Raw genomic sequence first — 18,007 nt, forward strand, 5'->3', positions numbered from 1 at the left:
TGCCCGGGTCCGTCGAGGCTGCCAGCGGCATGTTCCAGACGGGCGCCTGGCTCCTGGTCGCGCTGCCGCTCGTGAGCGCCGCCGTCCTGCTCGTCCTCGGACGCCGCGCCGACCGCTGGGGCCACTGGCTCGGCCTCGGCGCATCTGCGGGCACGTTCGTCGTCGGCGCCGGCCTGCTGATGTCCCTGCTGGGCTACCCGGCCGACTCCCGCGTGCGCAGCCTCGCGATGTTCGACTGGATCTCCACCTCGGAGCTCAGCGTCGCGGCCGGGCTGCGGCTCGACCCGCTCTCGCTGACGTTCGTGATGCTCGTCAGCCTCGTCGGCACCCTGATCCACGTGTACTCGGTCGCGTACATGGAGCACGACACCGACCGCCGGCGGTTCTTCGCGTACCTGAACCTCTTCGTCGCGGCGATGCTGCTGCTCGTGCTCGCGGACTCGTACCTGCTGATGTTCGTCGGCTGGGAGGGCGTGGGGCTCGCGTCGTACCTGCTGATCGGCTTCTGGAACCACGTGCCCGCCTATGCGACCGCCGCCAAGAAGGCGTTCATCATGAACCGCGTCGCCGACGTCGGCATGATTGTCGCGCTGATGCTCATGTTCTCGACCTTCGGCGGCCTCGACTTCGCGACGGTGTTCGCCGGTGCCCCGGAGGCGAGCGAGGGCAAGCTGACCGCGATCGGGCTGATGCTCCTGGTGGCCGCGACCGGGAAGTCCGCGCAGTTCCCGCTGCAGGCGTGGCTCGGGGACGCGATGGCCGGCCCCACGCCGGTCTCCGCGCTCATCCACGCCGCCACCATGGTCACGGCCGGCGTCTACCTGATCGTGCGCTCGGGCCCGGTGTTCAACCTGGCGCCGACCGCGCTGCTTGTCGTCGCGATCGTCGGTGCGATCACCCTGCTGTACGGGGCGATCGTCGGCTGCGCGAAGGACGACATCAAGAAGACCCTCGCGGCCTCGACGATGTCCCAGATCGGCTACATGATGCTCGCCGCGGGCCTCGGCCCGATCGGCTACGCGTTCGCGATCTTCCACCTCCTGACGCACGGCTTCTTCAAGGCCGGGATGTTTCTCGGGGCGGGCTCGGTCATGCACGGCATGAACGACCAGGTCGACATGCGCCGCTTCGGTGGCCTGAGCACCTACATGAAGATCACGTGGATCACGTTCGGCCTCGGCTGGCTCGCGATCCTCGGCGTCCCGCCGTTCTCCGGGTTCTGGTCCAAGGACAAGATCATCGAGTCGGCGTTCGTGGGCGAGGGCTGGCAGCCGTGGGTGTTCGGCACCGTCGCGCTGCTGGGCGCGGGGATCACCGCGTTCTACATGTCGCGCCTGTTCTTCATGACGTTCCACGGCAAGAAGCGCTGGACGTCCGAGAAGGACGGCACCGGCCCCGACCAGCACCCGCACGAGTCGCCCCTGTGGATGACCCTGCCGATGATCGTGCTGGCGTTCGGGTCGGTGGCCCTCGGTGGTCTGCTCATGATCGGCGGCGCCTTCACGACGTGGCTCGAGCCGGTCACCGGGCACGTCGAGCACCACGACCCCGTCCTCCCGATCCCCGTGATCATGGCGGCGACGATCGTCCTCGTGCTCCTCGGCGCGTTCCTGGCCTGGCGCCAGTACGCCGCGGCCGAGGTGCCGGTGGTCGCGCCGCGCGGGTCCGTCCTGACGCGTGCCGCGCGGCAGGACCTGTACCAGGACACCGTCAACGAGGCGGTCTTCATGGCTCCGGGCCAGTACCTGACGCGCTCGCTCGTGTACGGGGACCGGCAGATCGTGGACAACGCGTTCACCGGTGTCGGCCGCGCGTCGTCGGGCTCGGGGCGCCTCCTGCGCCTGCTCCAGAACGGCTTCGCACGGTCCTACGCCACGGTGATGGTCTTCGGTGTGCTCGTCGTGGCCGTCGTCGTGCTCGCCGTGCAGGCCTGAGGGAAAGGGACATCCACGAATGGATTCCGTTGTGAACATGGACGCCACCTTCCCGTGGCTCTCAGCGATGGTGCTCGTCGCCGTGCTCGGTGCCGTCGTCGTGTGGGCGCTGCCCGCGGGGCTGCGCCGGCACGTCCGGGTCGTCGCGCTGGGCGCCTCGCTCGTCAACGTCGGGCTGCTCGTCGGCGCGGTCGCGACCTTCGACACCGGTGCCGCCGGGACGCACCAGCACTACGAGCAGCTCTCCTGGATCCCGCAGATCGGTGCCAGCTACGCCCTGGGTGTCGACGGCCTGGGTCTCCTGCTCGTCGGGCTCGGCGTCATCCTGGTGCCCCTGGTGATCCTCGCCGCCTGGCGGGAGCAGCGTGACGACGTCGAGCGCCTGCGCCACTACCTCGGCCTGACGCTCCTGACCGCCGCCTTCATGGTGCTGATCTTCGCCGCGCGCGACGTCTTCCTCTTCTACGTCGTGTTCGAGGCGATGCTGATCCCGGTCTACTTCATGATCGGAGGGTTCGGCGGCTCGCAGCGGCGCGGCGCCGCGGTGAAGTTCCTGCTCTTCTCGCTCGCCGGCGGCCTCGTCATGCTCGTGGCGGTCATCGCGCTGTTCCTCAGCGGCCCGGGCGGCTCCGAGGGCTTCCTCACCGCCAACCTGACCGGCCTGCCGCTCTCGGAGACCACCGAGCGCCTGCTGTTCGCCGGGTTCTTCATCGCCTTCGCGATCAAGGCGCCGATGTTCCCCGTGCACACGTGGCTGCCTGACGCCGCGCAGCAGGCGCCTGCCGGGACGTCCACGCTGCTGGTCGGCGTCCTCGACAAGGTCGGCACGTTCGGCATGCTGACCCTGTGCCTGCCGCTGTTCCCGGCCGCGTCGCACTGGGCGGCGCCGTTCGTGATCATCCTGGCCGTCGTGTCGATCCTGTACGGGGCGCTCCTCGCGCTCGGCCAGGAAGACCTGATGCGGATGATCGCCTACACGTCGGTGTCCCACTTCGGGTTCATCGTGCTGGGGATCTTCGCGTTCTCGCAGACGTCCGTCGCGGGCGCCTCGTTCTACATGTTCAACCACGGGCTCTCGACCGGCCTGCTGTTCCTCGTGGCCGGCATGGTGATCGCGCGGCACCCGTCGCGGTCGCAGCGGATCGCCGACTACGGCGGCCTGCAGCGCGTGGTCCCCGTGATCGCGGGCGTGTTCCTGGTCGCGGGTCTGTCCGCCCTGTCGTTGCCGGGCCTGTCGACCTTCGTGTCGGAGATCATGGTGCTGATCGGGTCCTACGAGGCCATGCCTGCCGCGGCGATCGTCGCGGCGACCGGCGTGATCCTCGCGGCGCTGTACATCCTCATGACGTACCAGCGGATGTTCACCGGCCCCGTCCGCGGCGAGCTCACGACCGGGCCCGACATGGTGGCGCGGGAGAAGTGGGTCGTCGTCCCGCTGATCGTGCTGCTGCTCGTGCTCGGCTTCTACCCCCGTCCCGCCCTGGATCTCGTCGAGGCCCCGGCCTTCGCCGGCGTCCGCCTCGTTGAGGGGAGTGCCTCATGACCCCGGCCTTCATCGAACCTGTCGTCGACTGGTTCTACCTGGTCCCGCTGCTCGTCGTCCTGGGCGCCGGAGTCGTGGGCGTCCTGATCGAGGCGTTCGTGCCCGACAGGGTGCGCCGCGACGTCCAGCTCTGGCTCGCGCTCGCCGCGCTCGCCGGCGGCCTCGTCGCCGTCGTGCTGCAGTGGGACGACATCAACGGCGCGATCGCCGACCAGTCGGTCGTGCAGGTGCTCGGCGGTTCGCTGGTGCTGACGCCCGCCACGCTGCTCATCCAGGGCGCGCTGCTCGTCATCGCGACGCTCGCGCTGATCGTGATCGCCGACCGCAGCTCCGGCAACGACGCGTTCGCGCCGACCGCCGCGGCGATCCCGGGCAGCGACTACGAGGAGATCGCGCGTCGTCGTGGGCTCGTCCAGACCGAGGTCTTCCCGCTGTTCCTGTTCTCGGTGGGCGGCATGCTGCTGTTCCCCGCCGCGGGCGACCTGCTGACGATGTTCATCGCGCTCGAGGTCCTGTCCTTCCCCCTGTACGTGCTCTCCGGCATGGCGCGGCACCGCCGCCTGCTGAGCCAGGAGGCGTCGCTCAAGTACTTCCTGCTGGGCGCCTTCTCCTCCGCGCTGTTCCTGTTCGGCATGGCGCTCGTGTACGGCTTCGCCGGCACGCTCGAGCTCCGCTTCATCGCGAACGCCATCATCACCGGCACCGGCCTCGAAGGCATGGACATGGTCCTGGTCACCGGTCTGGTCCTGATGATCGCCGGCCTGCTCTTCAAGGTCGGTGCCGTGCCGTTCCACCAGTGGACGCCGGACGTGTACGCGGGTGCGCCGACGCCGATCACCGGCTTCATGGCGGCCTGCACCAAGATGGCGGCATTCGGTGCCGTGCTGCGCGTCGTCTACTGGACGGTCCCGTTCACGGGCAAGGAGATCTTCGACGCGTTCACGGCGGGCATGTGGACCATCGCGATCGCCACGATGGTGCTCGGCTCCGTGGTCGCCGTCGTCCAGCACGACATCAAGCGAGTGCTCGCGTACTCCTCGATCGCGCACGCGGGCTTCATCCTCGTGGGCGTCACCGCGCTGAGCTACGAGGCGATCCCGGCGACGATCTTCTACCTCGGGGCCTACGGCCTCGCGACGGTCGGCGCGTTCGCGATCGTGCACCTGGTCCGCGAGACCAGCACCGTGCACGGCGACGACGCCCTGATCCTGGGCGAGGCCACGCACCTGTCGCAGTGGGCTGGGCTCGCCCGCCGCAGCCCGTGGCTCGCGGGCGCGTTCACGCTGTTCCTCCTGTCGTTCGCGGGCATCCCGCTGACGGCCGGGTTCATCGGGAAGTTCACGGTGTTCAGCGCCGCGGTCGCCGCGGGGGACTGGCCGCTCGCGCTGGTCGGCGTGCTCGCGTCGGCCGTCGCCGTGTTCTTCTACGTGCGGATCGTGGTGCTGATGTACTTCGTGGCACCCGCCGACGAGGCCGCGGCGCGCACGACGACGGACACCCCTGCCGTCGACGCCACCGACGGCTCGGCCCCCGAGCACTGGGACACGCCGGAGGCCGGCGTCGGCCTGCGTCTGGCCACCGCGCCCGCCCGCGCGGCAGCCGGCGTGCAGGTGCTGCGGGGCGGTGCGGGCATCCGCGTCGTGGTCGCGCTGTGCGCGCTCGGCACGATCGCTCTCGGCGTCTTCCCGGGCCCGGTTCTCGATCTGGTGGCCGAGGCGACTAAGTTCATCCCGTGAGCCCTTCCAACCTCCCCGGCGCGAACCTGCCGGTCCCCGACCCTGCCCTGGCGGACCTCCTCACCGAGCGGCTGGCCATCGTCGAGGAGCGGCTGCGGGACGCGGTCACCCACACCGACGAGCTCGCGGACACGGCGTCCCGCCACCTGGTCAACGCCGGGGGCAAGCGTCTGCGCCCGCTGCTCACGCTGCTGTGCGCCCAGCTGGGCGACGGGGCGCGCCCGGAGGTCATCGACGCGGCCGTCGTGGTCGAGCTCACGCACCTGGCGACGCTCTACCACGACGACGTGATGGACTCGGCTCCGATGCGCCGTGGTGCGCCCGCCGCGCACGAGGTCTGGGGCAACTCGGTGGCCATCCTTACGGGGGACCTGCTGTTCGCCCGCGCGTCGGTGACCGTGGCGGGCCTCGGTCCGGACGCGGTGCGCGTCCAGGCGCAGACCTTCGAGCGGCTCTGCCTCGGCCAGCTGCACGAGACCGTGGGACCTGCCGCGGGGGAGGACGCCGTCGCGCACTACCTCCAGGTGCTCGCGGACAAGACGGCCTCGCTGCTCGCGACGTCCGCGCTCTTCGGCGCGCGGATGGCCGGCTGCCCCGAGCAGGTGGCCCGCGTCGTCGCGGCCTACGGGGAGAAGCTCGGGGTCGCGTTCCAGCTCGCCGACGACGTGATCGACCTGACGTCCGTCGGTGCCGTCACGGGCAAGACGCCGGGCACGGACCTGCGTGAGCAGGTGCCGACCATGCCGACGCTCCTGCTGCGGGCGCGCGTCGCCGAGGGCCGTGGCACGGCCGACGACGCCGCGCTGGTCGCGCTGCTCGACGCGGACCTCACCTCCGACGAGTCGTTGGCTCGTGCGGTCGCCGCGCTCGCTTCGCACGAGGTCGTCGACGAGACCCGCGCCCTGGCCGCCCGTCTGGCGACCGAGGCGGTCGACGAGATCGCGAGCCTCCCGCCGGGACCGGTCCGGGATGCCCTGACGTCCTTCGCGCAGTCGCTCGTGGAGCGCGCTGCCTGAGCACACCTCCGACGTCGGGCCGCCGGGGCGGTATCCTGCCCGTGGCCGTCGTCACAGGGAGCTGCGGTCGTGCGCGTAGTGCTGAGATGCGGGGGTCCGGCTCGATGGAGGGGAACATCATGATGGGCGTCGTCGCTCCCGGAGCGAATGGTCCGATCGCCGGCTACGGCAAGCGCGTCGCCGCGATGCTGGTGGACTGGCTGCTCGCGAGCCTGGTCTTCTCCGTGTTCGCCGTGCCCGCGGTCCTGGTGCAGGCGGGGGCGAGCGCGGACCTGCAGATATCGCCGGCCTACCTGGTGCTCATGGCCCTCGCCTCGCTGGCGTCGTTCGCGCTGGTCCTGACGCAGGTGTGGCTCGAGGGCTCGCGGGGCTCGACCATCGGCAAGCGCCTGCTGAAGATCCGCACGGTGGACGCCACGAGCGCGCGACCCGTCGGGTTCGGGCGGGCGTTCCTGCGTCAGCTGATCAAGGGCATTCTGTCGGCCGTGCTGCCGCTGCTCGCGCTGTCGCCGCTGTGGGACAAGACCGGGCGGCTTCGTGCCTGGCACGACAGCATCGCGGACACGGTCGTCCTGGACGGTCTCGCGGCAGGCGGCCAGCAGCGCCCGACCACCGCCTCGTTCGCCCCGCCGGCCCAGGACCGTCAGCCGCCGTTCGCCGTGCCCGGCGCACCGTCCCAGCCCGCCGCTGCCGTCGGCTACGGGGTGCAGCCGCCCGCGCCGGCGCCCGTGTCCGCGCCAGCCCCGGCGCCTGCTCCGTACGCGGCGCCCCGCCCCACCGCGGCGCCCCAGCTGCCCGACTACCTGCGCGACTCCGCGCCGCAGGGCGGGCGGCCACCGCACGCGAGCGAGCTCGGGGCCTACCGGGCGGCTCCCGAGCTTCCCGCGCACGGGGTGCCCGCGCCTCCGGTGTCGGCGCCCACGCCGGCCGCGGCTCCTCCCGTGCCCCCCGCACCCGCCCCTGCGCGGGCTGCCGTGCCCGCGCCTCCCGCGGCCGCGCTGCACCCGCCTGCACCGCGCCCGGCCGAGGCCGCCGCACCGGCCGAGCGCGCGGCGTCGGGCGTCATCACGGCGGTGCCGGGCTTCGGCCCCGCTCGCGCCGAGCAGCCGCACCAGAAGGCCCCGGTCGCGCCGCGTGCCCCCGAGCGTGCGCACGCGCCGATGCCGGAGCTCGAGGACGACCTCGACATGACCCGCCTCAAGCCGGTGCAGACGCAGGAGCCGGCCGCGCCGCCCGCGCCTGAGGAGGTCGAGGCGGAGATCCCCCCGTCGGCGCTGCTGCGGCTGTCCGACGGTCAGGAGATGACGGTCACCGAGACGGTCCTCATCGGGCGGAACCCGTCCACGAGCGACGGCGAGACGGTCGGCGAGCTGTTCCGCGTCCCGGACCCGGGGCGTTCGGTGTCCAAGACGCACCTGCTCGTGGGCGTCGACGACGAGGGCGTGTGGGTCGTGGACCGGGCGTCGACCAACGGCACCATCGTCACGCTGTCCGACGGGCAGCAGATCATCTGCGCCCCGCACCAGGTGGTCCGGCTGCCCGACGGCGCGGCGGTCGGGTTCGGCGACTACAGCGTCACGTTCGAGTACCGGAACAGCTGAGGGGCGCGGACGTGCGGACACTGTGGGGATCGGCGACGGATCGCGGCCGCGTGCGGTCGTTGAACGAGGACTCGCTGCTCGCCTACCCACCGGTGTTCCTCGTGGCCGACGGCATGGGCGGGCACGACGCCGGCGACGTCGCGAGCCGCCTCGTGGTGGAGGAGTTCTCGTTCCTCGTCGGCCACGACGGCGCGACCAGCGACGACGTGCACGCCTGCTTCGAGCGTGCGTCCGCGCGCATGCGGGACATCCTGGGGGACCGCACGGCAGGGACCACCGTCGCAGGTGTCGCGGTGACCGCGACCGACAACGGCGAGTACTGGCTCGTGTTCAACATCGGCGACTCGCGGGTCTACCGCGTGAGCGAGGGCGTGCTCGAGCAGATCTCCGTGGACCACTCCGTCGTGCAGGAGCTCGTCGACTCGGGCGACCTCGCCCTGGCGGACGCGCGCATCCACCCCGAGCGGCACGTGATCACCCGCGCCGTGGGCACGGGTGGCGTGCCGGACCCGGACTACTGGCTCATCCCCGCCTCCGCCGAGGACCGGCTGCTCGTGTGCTCCGACGGGCTCACGACCGAGCTGGACGACGCGACGCTCCTGCACGGCCTCACGGCGTTCGCCGACCCCCAGCAGTCCGCGGACTGGCTGGTGGGCGCCGCCGTGGACGCGGGCGGGCGGGACAACGTCACGGTGATCGTCGTGGACGTCGCCGCCGCGTGGGGCGAGCTGTCGGCGGAGGAGACCATCACGCGGGGGACCGCCACGGCAGCGCGCATACCGCGCAAGGGCCCCGACGGCGCCCCCTGGGACGAGGAGCTGCACGGCGAGACCGTCCCGCGCGAGGACCGGGCGGCACCGACCGCGCCGACGCCCGCTGCCCGCAGAGCCATGCCCCCGGTGCCCCCGCCGCCCGCGGAGGTGTCGTGATGATCGTCCCCCACTACAGCCCCGGGGCATGGTTCGCCGTCGTCACCGACGGCGTGATCGCCCTGCTGCCCCCGGACACCCTGCCCGCCGTCGTCGAGCTCGTCTGGGAGGCGGCTCGGGAGGACGCCGCCTTCGAGGACCAGCTGTCGCTGCTGACGTCGGGCCGCAGCACGGGCAAGGCCCCGTTCGCGCTCGTGTCGCTCGCGGGCGGCGACGTGCGCGCGGCGGTCCGCGGCGACCTGGAGGTTGTCCTCGAGGAGAGCATCGGTGCGCCCCCGCGCCGGGTCGTGGGCGACCAGATCCCGTGGACCAGCGTGGCCGCCTCGGCGACGGCCGTGAGCGTCGGCGTGGTCGGCGCGAGCTCTCGGGGCCCCGCGCTGCCCGTGCTGTCCGGCGTCGTGACCGCGTGCGAGGTCATCGTCACCCTGCGTGAGGCGGACGACGACGTCGCAGACGTCGCCACGCGCTCAGGCGCGGAGGTCGTGGAGTTCGACGAGGAGCTCGACGGCGTCACGATCCTCTCGCCCCGGCGCGCGGCAGCCGCCGAGGTCGTGGAGTTCGACGAGGAGCTCCACGGCGCCACCATCCTCACGCCGCGGCGCGCGGCAGCACCCGGCGCCCGGACGCCGGCCTCGCCCGCGACGGGCTCGACCGTCCCCACCGCGGCGACGCCGCTCGCTCCGCCGCCCTTGCCGACGCCGCCACCTGCGCCGCCAGCCCGGCCCGCGCCCGTGCAGGCGAGCGCGTTCATGCCGGCGCTCGACGACCACGACGGGCTGACGGTGATGAGCTCGGACCTCGTCGAGATCCGCCGCCAGCTGCCCACGTGGTCCACCAACGAGGTCCCCGGCCCGTTCACCATGCCGACCCTGGTCGCGCCGCCCAAGCTCGTCATGTCGTCGGGGGTCACCGTCACGCTCGACCGCACGGTGCTGATCGGGCGCGCTCCCGTCGTCTCGCGCGTGTCCAACCGGGACCTGCCGCGCCTGGTGACGGTCGAGAGCCCCAACCACGACATCTCGCGCACCCACGCGCAGGTGCGCGCCGAGGGCGACCGCGTCCTGCTCACCGACCTCGACTCGACCAACGGCGTCACGCTCAGCCTGCGCGGGCGGCCCGCCGAGCGGATCCGTCCCGGTGTCGCGGTGGACGTGCCCCCGGACGCGACGGTGGACCTCGGCGACGGCGTCATGTTCCGGGTGGTGCGGAGCTGATGCGCGCTCGTCGCGAGCCGTCCACGCCTCCCACGATCCCCGGCTTCCAGTACGTGCGTGTGCTCGGCCTGGGTGGGTTCGCCGACGTCTTCGAGTACCGCCAGGAGCTGCCGCAGCGGTCGGTCGCGGTCAAGGTGCTGCTCGCGAGCTCGCTCGACCCGGAGACGCGGGACAGGTTCTTCGCCGAGGCCAACCTGATGGCCCAGCTCTCGCACCACCCGTCGATCGTCACGATCTACCACGCCGACATCGCCACGGACGGTCGCCCGTTCCTGGTGATGGAGTACTGCTCCCGCCCTGGGCTCGGCGCGCGGTACCGCTCGGAGCGGATCACCGTCGCCGAGGCGCTGCGCACGGGCATCCGCCTGGCGTCGGCCGTCGAGGCCGCGCACCGCCTCGGGATCCTGCACCGCGACATCAAGCCGGCGAACATCCTCACCACGGACTACGGCTGGCCGGCCCTGACGGACTTCGGCATCGCGGCGACGACGGGCGGCGACGGCGCTGCCGGGACCGGCATGTCGATCCCGTGGTCCCCGCCCGAGCTCCTCGCCGAGCACCCCACGGGCGACCGGCGCGGCGACGTGTACTCGCTCGGCGCGACCATCTACTCCATGCTCGCGGGGCGCTCGCCGTTCGAGATCGCGGGCCAGTCGAACGGCCCGGCCGACCTCATCTCCCGGATCGAGCGGGTGCCGCTGCCGGCGATCGACCGCAGCGACGTCCCCGCCGGCCTGCAGGCGCTGCTCGCGCGCTGCATGACCAAGGAGCCGGCGCGCCGCTACGACTCCGCCCTCGCCGTCGCGCGGGCGCTCCAGCAGGTCGAGCGCTCGCTCGGTCTCACGGAGACGGGCATCGACCTGTCCGAGGACCTGGTCGAGCGGGTGACGCCACGCACGCCGAGCCCGGCTCCGAGCGGCGAGGGGGAGTCGACGCGGCTCCGGCCGATCGTGAGCATCGAGGCGCAACCGACGACTGTTCCCGCGTCCGCGGGCGCCGGCGCGACCCGGGTGCCGGCGCCGACGCCCGTGCGTGCGCCGGGGTACGTCGTGCCACCGCCGATGCCGACCTCCGCGCCCTCGAGCGCGCCGAGCGCGGACCCTGCGCCGTCGGTGCCGCGGCGCCGCGGCGGTACCCTCGCTGCCGTGCTGGCCAGCGTCGTCGTGATCGGCGCCCTCGTCCTGGTCGCCGCGCTCACCCTCGGCCGCGGGCCGGAGGACAACCCGACGCCCACGCCGACGGCGACGGCACCCGTGACGAGCACCCCCCAGCGGTCCGTCCCGGCGCCCACCAACCTGCTCGGCTCGCCGCAGGTGGGAGAGCTGGTGCGGTTCCAGTGGACGAACCCGGAACCGATGGAGGGCGACACGTACCGTTGGCAGATCATCGATGTGGGCGTCGAGACTGCACCGGAGTCGGTCGACGTACCCTATGTCGACGTCGCTGCCCCTCCTGAGGGCGAGAGGCTCTGCATCGAGGTATCGATCGTGCGCAGCGACAGGAGGCTGTCGAACCAACCCGCGGAGGTGTGCTACCCGTGACGTCCCGCAGGATGGCGCGCGACGCCCGGCAGATCGACCGAGCTGCCGGGGCGAACCGTCGTCGTACCTGGACGACGGTCGGGGCCGCCACGCTGGTGCCGGTCCTCCTCGCGGTGCTCGCGATCATCAACCCGGGCGTCAAGGTCTCGCAGGTGGACCTCAACGACGGCTCCGTGTGGCTGACGAACAAGGCGCAGCAGAAGCTCGGCCGGTTCAACTCCCAGATCGGTGAGCTCGACGGTGGGCTCGCGTCCGAGCCGGCCCTCGACGTGCTGCAGGCCGGCTCTGACGTGCTGCTGCTCGAGAACGGCAAGGTCACCGTGGTGGACCCGGCCTCGGTCTCCGCGACGACGCAGCTGTCGTTGCCGGCCGGTGCCAAGGTCGCGATGGCGGCCGGGACCGTCGCGGTGACGAGCGCCGACGGCGAGGTGTGGGTCAGCGCCTTCGACCAGCTCGACTCCCTGGCCCTCGAGCCGGAGACGGCGACGCTCACGGTCGGTGCGGGCGCCGTCTCGGCGATCACCACCGACGGCGCGGTGCTCACCTTCGATCCCACGACGGGGAAGGCGCACCGCACCGAGATCGCCACGGGGGCTCCGGTGACGACGGTCGGTGCGCAGGTTGCCCCGGCGGGCACGGCCGTCACGCAGGCCACGGCGGTCGGCGACGACCTCGTGGTCCTCGGCGTCGGGATGCTCTACGGCGAGGGCTGGCAGACGCGCGTGGGCAACCCCGCCGACGTGGTCATGCTCCAGCACAGCGGGGCCGCGAACGACGAGGTCCTGGTGTCGACGCCCGCCGCGCTCCTGGGCGTCTCGCTCGACGGGGGCTCGGTCGAGACCGTGCAGGACGGCTTCAGCGGCGTGCCGGCGGCCCCGGTGCGGGTGGGCTCGTGCGAGTTCGGCGCGTGGGCGACGTCCGGCCAGAACTACGTGCGCCGGTGCGGGCAGGAAGCCCCACAGGTGGCGACCGACCCCGACATCTCCGCCTCCGACGAGCTGGTCTTCAGGGTCAACCGTTCCGTCGTCGTGCTCAACGACGTCACCGACGGGCGCCTGTGGCTGCTGGCCGAGATCCCGCAGGTGTTCGAGCCCAACTGGACGGACATCAAGTCCCAGGAGGAGCTCGACGAGTCGGACGAGCCGTCGGACGAGGTCGAGACCACGCAGAACCTGCTCGAAGAGTGCTCGGAGGCCGCCTCCGCACCGACGGCGCAGGACGACGCGATCGGCGTGCGCCCGGGGCGGACCACCATCCTGTCGGTCCTCAACAACGACAACTCCGCCGAGTGCGGCATCATCGCGATCTCGCAGTTCGACGCGATCTCGCCCGACTTCGGCCGTGTGGAGTCGGTCTACGGCGGACGCGCGCTGCAGCTCACGACCGCGGCGGGTGCGAGCGGCGAGCAGTCCTTCACCTACACGATCACCGACGGCCGTGGCCTGGACGCGCCGTCGACCGCGACGGTGCGCCTGCGCGTGCGGGACGAGGCGCTCAACGACCCGCCCGAGCAGGTGCGCACGAGCGCCGTCGAGGTGGAGGTCGGTGCGTCGGTGACGTACAACGCTCTGGCCGACTTCGTGGACCCCGACGGCGACGACCTGATGCTCGTCGGAGCGCGCACGGACGGCGCGGGCACCGTCCGCACCCGCCCGGACGGCAAGCTGACCTTCCTCGCTGACGGCGAGCAGCTCGGTCGCCAGGCCGTGACGGTCCAGGTCTCGGACGGCCGGGAGACGGTCGAGGGCAGGCTCAACGTGGACGTGCGGCCGGCCGGGTCGCTCGCTCCCGTGATCGACCCGATCCACCAGGTCGCCTACGTGGGCCAGACGATCGACGTCAACGTCCTCGCCGGGGTGCGCAGCGCCTCGCGGGAGCCGGTGCGGCTCGCCGGCGTGGAGGCGGTCGACGGCACGACGGTCGAGCCGGACCTCGCGGCGGGCACCTTCAAGTTCACCGGGTCGCGGGTGGGCACCTACTACCTTCCGTTCCTCGTGACCGCGACGCCGCAGCAGGCGACCGGGCTCGCGCGGATCGACGTCGTCGAGCGCCCGTCGGAGGCGCTGCCGCCGGTCGCCGTGCGGGACATGGCCCTGCTGCCGCCCGGCGGCGAGGTCACGATCGACCCGCTGGCCAACGACACGGACCCCAACGGCGGGGTGCTGGTGCTCGTCTCGGCCCAGACCGAGGACGGCTCCCGGCTCCAGGTCGGTGTTCTGAACCACCGCCTGCTCCGCATCTCCTCGCAGCGCGCGCTCGAGGGCCCCGAGATCGTCACGTACGTGGTGTCGAACGGTGTGGCGGAGACCAGCGGCGAGGTCGTGGTGCAGCCGACGACGGTGAGCGAGACTCAGCGGCCGCCGGTCGTGCAGGACGTCGAGGTCTCGGTCCGGACCGGCGGTGTGGTGACGATCCCGGTGCTCGAGACCGCGTATGACCCCGACGGCGATACGATCACGCTCGAGCGCGAGCTCGTCGAGCCGGCCTCGGCCGGGCTGATGTTCGTCTCGGGCGACGTGCTGCGGTTCCAGGCGCCCGCGGAGGCGGGCACCGCGCGGGCGACCTTCGCGGTCAGCGACGAGTTCGGCAACGTCTCGTCGGCGCAGGTCACGGTCTCGGTGCACGAGTCCGACCCCACCACGAAGGAGCCGGCGCGCCCGGTCGACCTCACCGCCCGTGTGTTCTCCGGAGAGACGGTGCGCATCACGGTGCCGCTGATCGGGATCGACGACGACGGCGACGGTGTCTCTCTGCTCGGCCAGGCGACCGCGCCCACGAAGGGCCGGATCGTCGCGGTGGGCGCCGACTACCTGGAGTACGAGTCGTTCCCCGGGGAGACGGGAACCGACGAGTTCCAGTACGCGGTCGAGGACTGGGTGGGCCAGCGCTCGGTCGCGAACGTCCGCGTCGGGATCGCGGCGCGGCCCACGGAGCCGCAGCCGATCATCGCGCGCAACGACGAGGTCACCGTCCCGCCCGGCCAGCGCGTCGAGGTGCGGGTCCTGGCCAACGACATCGAGGCCTCGGGGGACGAGCTGTCGATCGTCGAGCCGCTCCAGGTCCCGCCGGGCCTGCAGGCCTCGGTCGAGGGCAGGCGGATCGTCGTCACGACCCCGAGCTCCGAGGGCGTGCTCCAGATTCCATACTCCGCGCAGAACGCGCGTGGCGCGCGGGCGTCCGCGGTCCTCACGGTCAACGTGGTGTCCGGCGCAGTCATCCAGCCGCCGATCGCCCGCGACGTCGTCGTGCCGCCCCTGGAGACGCTCAACAAGACGTCCGTCGACGTCGACGTGCTGGCGGTCGCGGAGAACCCCTCCGGCCCGCTCAGCGACCTCGAGGTTCGGGTGCCGTCGTCGCACGCGGGCGTCGCCGTGGTCGGCGCGAACCGTCGCGTCACCGTGACGCTGGGCGAGACCGCGCGGACGGTGCCGTTCGAGATCGTGAACACCCACCCCGACGCTGAGGGCGCCTCCGCGTTCGCGTTCATCACGGTCCCCGCGCTCGGAGACTTCCCGCCGGTGCTACGGCCGAACGCGCGCGAGCTGCGGGTCGCCTCCGGGGAAGAGCTGGTGATCTCGCTCGAGGAGTTCGTCCAGGTGGGTCCGGGCAAGACGGCGCGGGTGACGGACGCGGAGTACGTCTCGGCCACGCGGTCGGACGGCACCGAGCTCGTGGTCGACGAGACAACGCTGCGGTACGCGTCCGAGGCCCAGTACGCCGGGCCTGCCTCCATCACCTTCGAGGTGACCGACGGCATCTCTCGTGAGGACGCCAACGGTCGGCTCAAGACGCTCACGCTCCCGATCACGGTGTACGCGACCGAGGACTATCCGCCCACCTTCGCCCCGACCGTGGTCGAGGTGCCGCAGGGCGGCAGCCCCGTCGTCGTCGACCTGCTCGCGCTGACCCAGGGGCCCGAGGGCGCCGAGGCCGGCCCGGCGCAGTACGCCTACAGCCTCACCACGGCGGTGCCCAACGGGTTCTCGGTGGGGCTCGAGGGCACGCTGCTCTCGATCTCCGCAGCGGCGACGACGGCGCGCGGCACGGTCGGCTCGATCGGTCTGGCCATCGGCTACGGGGTGTCGGGCTCGCTGCCGGCGACCTTGGACTTCCGCGCGACCGCGAGCGACCGGCAGGTCGCTCAGGTGCGCGACTTCACCATCGCCGACGGCGTGAGCGGTGAGTCGCGGCCCGTCGAGGTGCTCGCGGGCTCGTTCAACCCGTTCCCGGAGACGCCGCTGCGGGTCCTCGGCGCGACGGTCGAGACCCCGAACTCGGGCACGGCGTCCGTGGAGGGCGCGCGCGTCGTCGTGCGGCCCGTCGAGAACTACGTCGGCACGATGGTGGTGCGGTACCTCGTCGTGGACGCCACCGGTGAGCCCGGCCGCGAGGTCGAGGGCCGGATCACCCTGACGGTGCGCGGCCTGCCGGGCACGCCGTCGACGCCCACGGAGCGAGGCATCCGGGACCGGACCGTCGTGCTCGCGTGGGACGCCCCTGCGGCGAACGGCGAGCCCATCGACTACTACGAGGTCGTCCGCTCCCCGGGCGGTGACGTCACCCGGTGCGCGAGCACCACCTGCACCATCGACGATCTCCAGAACGACGTCGAGTACTCCTTCACCGTGCGGGCGCACAACGCCGTCGGCTTCGGTGAGTCGAGCGCGCCGTCGCCCACCTACCGGCCCGACGCCGTGCCCGAGCGGCCGAGCGCGCCCACGCTGAAGTTCGGCGACCGCGAGATCGACGCGACGTGGCCGGTGCCGCCGAGCCCTGGCTCGCCGGTCAGCGAGTACACCGTCGAGATCAGCCCGGCTCCGTCGGCCGGCGCCGCCTCCGTCACGACGTCGTCCCCGCGGCACACCTTCCGCGGGCTGACCAACGGCACGGCGTACACGGTGCGCGTGCGGGCGCACAACCGCGCGCCGGACCCGAGCGAGTGGAGCCCGATGTCCGTGCCGGAGACCCCGGCGGCGGTGCCTGGAGCCCCCACGGTCGAGGCGAGCCGGGTCGACACCCCGTTGGGTGGCCAGATCCAGCTGACGTGGACCGCCGGCCCCGACAACGGGGCTGAGGTGAAGAAGTACTGGATGGCCGTGAGCGGGGGCGGGACCTCGTTCGAGCGGGAGATCGGCGGCGAGCGGACCTCGTGGTCGTTCACCGAGGCCAAGAACGGGGTGGACTACACGTTCTCGCTGCGTGCCGAGAACAAGGCCGGGCGGTCGCAGGCCGGGACGGCACGCTCGATGACCTGGGGGACGCCGGGGGAGATCCGGGACGCCAGCGCGAACGACGCGGCGGCGCCCGACACGGCGTTCGGCAAGGGCCGCGTGGAGTACACCTGGCGCGCGCCCGCTGACATGGGCGGCTTCCCCGTCGACAGGTACGAGATGGACGGCCAGGGCTCGATCGGGACCAGCCCCAGCTATACCCAGCGCGACCTGCCCGGGGGCGAGCCGGCACCGCGCCCCAAGGTCCGCGCGTGCAACGAGCACGTGTGCGGTCCGTGGACGACGCTCCCGTCGGCGACGCCGACGACGGTGCCGCAGGCGCCTGCGGTTACCGGCGGCCCGCTCTCGTGGCGCGAGTTCGAGTTCTCCTTCTCGGCTCGCAACACCGGAGGTTCGGCGATCAAGGGCTACCGCTACCGCGTTGATGCCGAGTATGGCGGTGGAACCGACGGTTGGGTCCCCGCCAAGGATCCGAAGTCGAACGAGAAGTACGAACTGCGGTTCGGCGGGCCGACCACGATCTCGGTGCAGGCGGAGAACGAGCGTGGGTGGAGCGCCGTAGCAACGACGTCGTTCGTCGTGCGGAGCCCCACCGCTCCCGACGCACCGCGTGTGGTGGCCGAGTCGCCGGACTGGAACAAGCTCCGCTGGCGCTGGGACGCGGTCACTGGTGAAGCCACGGGTGGAGCGACGATCACCAAGTACGAATACCGCGTGCAGCGCAACCGAGAGACGATTCTCGACTGGCGTGAGGGGAACCCGGACACCTGGTACACCGGTGCTGACGCCGGTGTGGACGTGCAGGGCGATGCCGAGTACCGGGTGGAGGTGCGTGCGACCAACGACGCACCCAACAGAGATGGGTCTCGAGGCAAGACGAGCGACGCTGGCCAGGCCACGGCTTCCGTTTTCCGGCCACCACTTCCAGGCCGGCCTACGGTGGACATCGACGCGCTTGCCGCCGACTCGGTGACCTTCACGTGGGCCAACGGCGACGACCACGGGTTCGAGACAACCTACGAGTATCGGATCAACGTCGGGCGCGACGAAGGCGACTGGACGAGCGTTACCGAACGCACGGTGACCCAGCGGATTGATGCCCGCGAGGACGATTGGGTGGTTGTCCAAGTGCGCGCCTCCAACACGCGGCGTCCGGGAGAGCACTCAGAGACGGGTAGTGCGGAGCAGCGGGTGCCCCGCGACGACTCCGAGGACCCCTGACCGCGTACGATTCGCCCGTCCCTCTGCATCGCCCCTGACGA

9 protein-coding genes are annotated in these 18,007 nt (G+C 72.1%); all 9 read left to right on the forward strand.

The window, feature by feature from the left end; genetic code table 11:
* Positions 1–29 precede the first annotated feature (29 nt).
* The 9 genes from nuoL (at position 30) to BMZ30_RS01460 (ending at position 17,966) form a co-directional block, all read left to right on the forward strand.
* On the forward strand, positions 30–1,934 hold the full coding sequence (gene nuoL / locus BMZ30_RS01420) for an NADH-quinone oxidoreductase subunit L (protein WP_229828464.1): 1,905 nt from the start codon (positions 30–32) through the stop codon (positions 1,932–1,934).
* Between the two features lie 19 nt (positions 1,935–1,953).
* On the forward strand, positions 1,954–3,477 hold the full coding sequence (locus BMZ30_RS01425) for an NADH-quinone oxidoreductase subunit M (RefSeq protein ID WP_229828338.1): 1,524 nt from the start codon (positions 1,954–1,956) through the stop codon (positions 3,475–3,477).
* Complete coding sequence (nuoN, locus tag BMZ30_RS01430) at positions 3,474–5,213, forward strand: NADH-quinone oxidoreductase subunit NuoN (RefSeq protein WP_093374390.1); 1,740 nt, start codon at positions 3,474–3,476, stop codon at positions 5,211–5,213. Before BMZ30_RS01425 ends, nuoN begins: the two co-directional genes overlap by 4 nt.
* The gene (locus BMZ30_RS01435; RefSeq protein WP_093374392.1) at positions 5,210–6,229 is read left to right on the forward strand and encodes a polyprenyl synthetase family protein; all 1,020 of its coding nucleotides are present in this window, start codon (positions 5,210–5,212) and stop codon (positions 6,227–6,229) included. The genes nuoN and BMZ30_RS01435 overlap by 4 nt, the downstream gene beginning before the upstream one ends.
* Positions 6,230–6,333: 104 nt before the next feature.
* Complete coding sequence (locus tag BMZ30_RS01440; protein ID WP_177191242.1) at positions 6,334–7,830, forward strand: RDD family protein; 1,497 nt, start codon at positions 6,334–6,336, stop codon at positions 7,828–7,830.
* A 50-nt stretch (positions 7,831–7,880) separates the two neighbouring features.
* Positions 7,881–8,759 (forward strand): PP2C family protein-serine/threonine phosphatase, encoded by an 879-nt coding sequence (locus tag BMZ30_RS01445; protein ID WP_229828335.1) that lies wholly within the window; start codon positions 7,881–7,883, stop codon positions 8,757–8,759.
* Positions 8,759–9,973, forward strand: coding sequence for an FHA domain-containing protein (locus BMZ30_RS01450; RefSeq protein ID WP_093374397.1), 1,215 nt, complete (start codon positions 8,759–8,761; stop codon positions 9,971–9,973). Before BMZ30_RS01445 ends, BMZ30_RS01450 begins: the two co-directional genes overlap by 1 nt.
* Positions 9,973–11,514: a serine/threonine-protein kinase gene (locus tag BMZ30_RS01455; protein WP_093374399.1), complete on the forward strand. Its 1,542-nt coding sequence runs from the start codon at positions 9,973–9,975 to the stop codon at positions 11,512–11,514. Before BMZ30_RS01450 ends, BMZ30_RS01455 begins: the two co-directional genes overlap by 1 nt.
* A complete protein-coding gene (locus tag BMZ30_RS01460; protein WP_143073097.1) occupies positions 11,511–17,966 on the forward strand; it encodes an Ig-like domain-containing protein in 6,456 nt (2,151 codons plus the stop codon). Before BMZ30_RS01455 ends, BMZ30_RS01460 begins: the two co-directional genes overlap by 4 nt.
* Positions 17,967–18,007 lie beyond the last annotated feature (41 nt).

The sequence above is a fragment of the Flavimobilis marinus genome, assembly GCF_900113055.1.
Taxonomy (GTDB): domain Bacteria; phylum Actinomycetota; class Actinomycetes; order Actinomycetales; family Cellulomonadaceae; genus Flavimobilis; species Flavimobilis marinus.

Bases quoted from the DNA above. Each gene is read 5' to 3' on its own strand.
- nuoN (WP_093374390.1), top strand. From the start codon at position 3,474: ATGACCCCGGCCTTCATCGAACCTGTCGTCGACTGGTTCTACCTGGTC.
- BMZ30_RS01440 (WP_177191242.1), top strand. From the start codon at position 6,334: ATGGAGGGGAACATCATGATGGGCGTCGTCGCTCCCGGAGCGAATGGT.
- nuoL (WP_229828464.1), top strand. From the start codon at position 30: ATGTTCCAGACGGGCGCCTGGCTCCTGGTCGCGCTGCCGCTCGTGAGC.
- BMZ30_RS01450 (WP_093374397.1), top strand. From the start codon at position 8,759: ATGATCGTCCCCCACTACAGCCCCGGGGCATGGTTCGCCGTCGTCACC.
- BMZ30_RS01425 (WP_229828338.1), top strand. From the start codon at position 1,954: ATGGATTCCGTTGTGAACATGGACGCCACCTTCCCGTGGCTCTCAGCG.
- BMZ30_RS01455 (WP_093374399.1), top strand. From the start codon at position 9,973: ATGCGCGCTCGTCGCGAGCCGTCCACGCCTCCCACGATCCCCGGCTTC.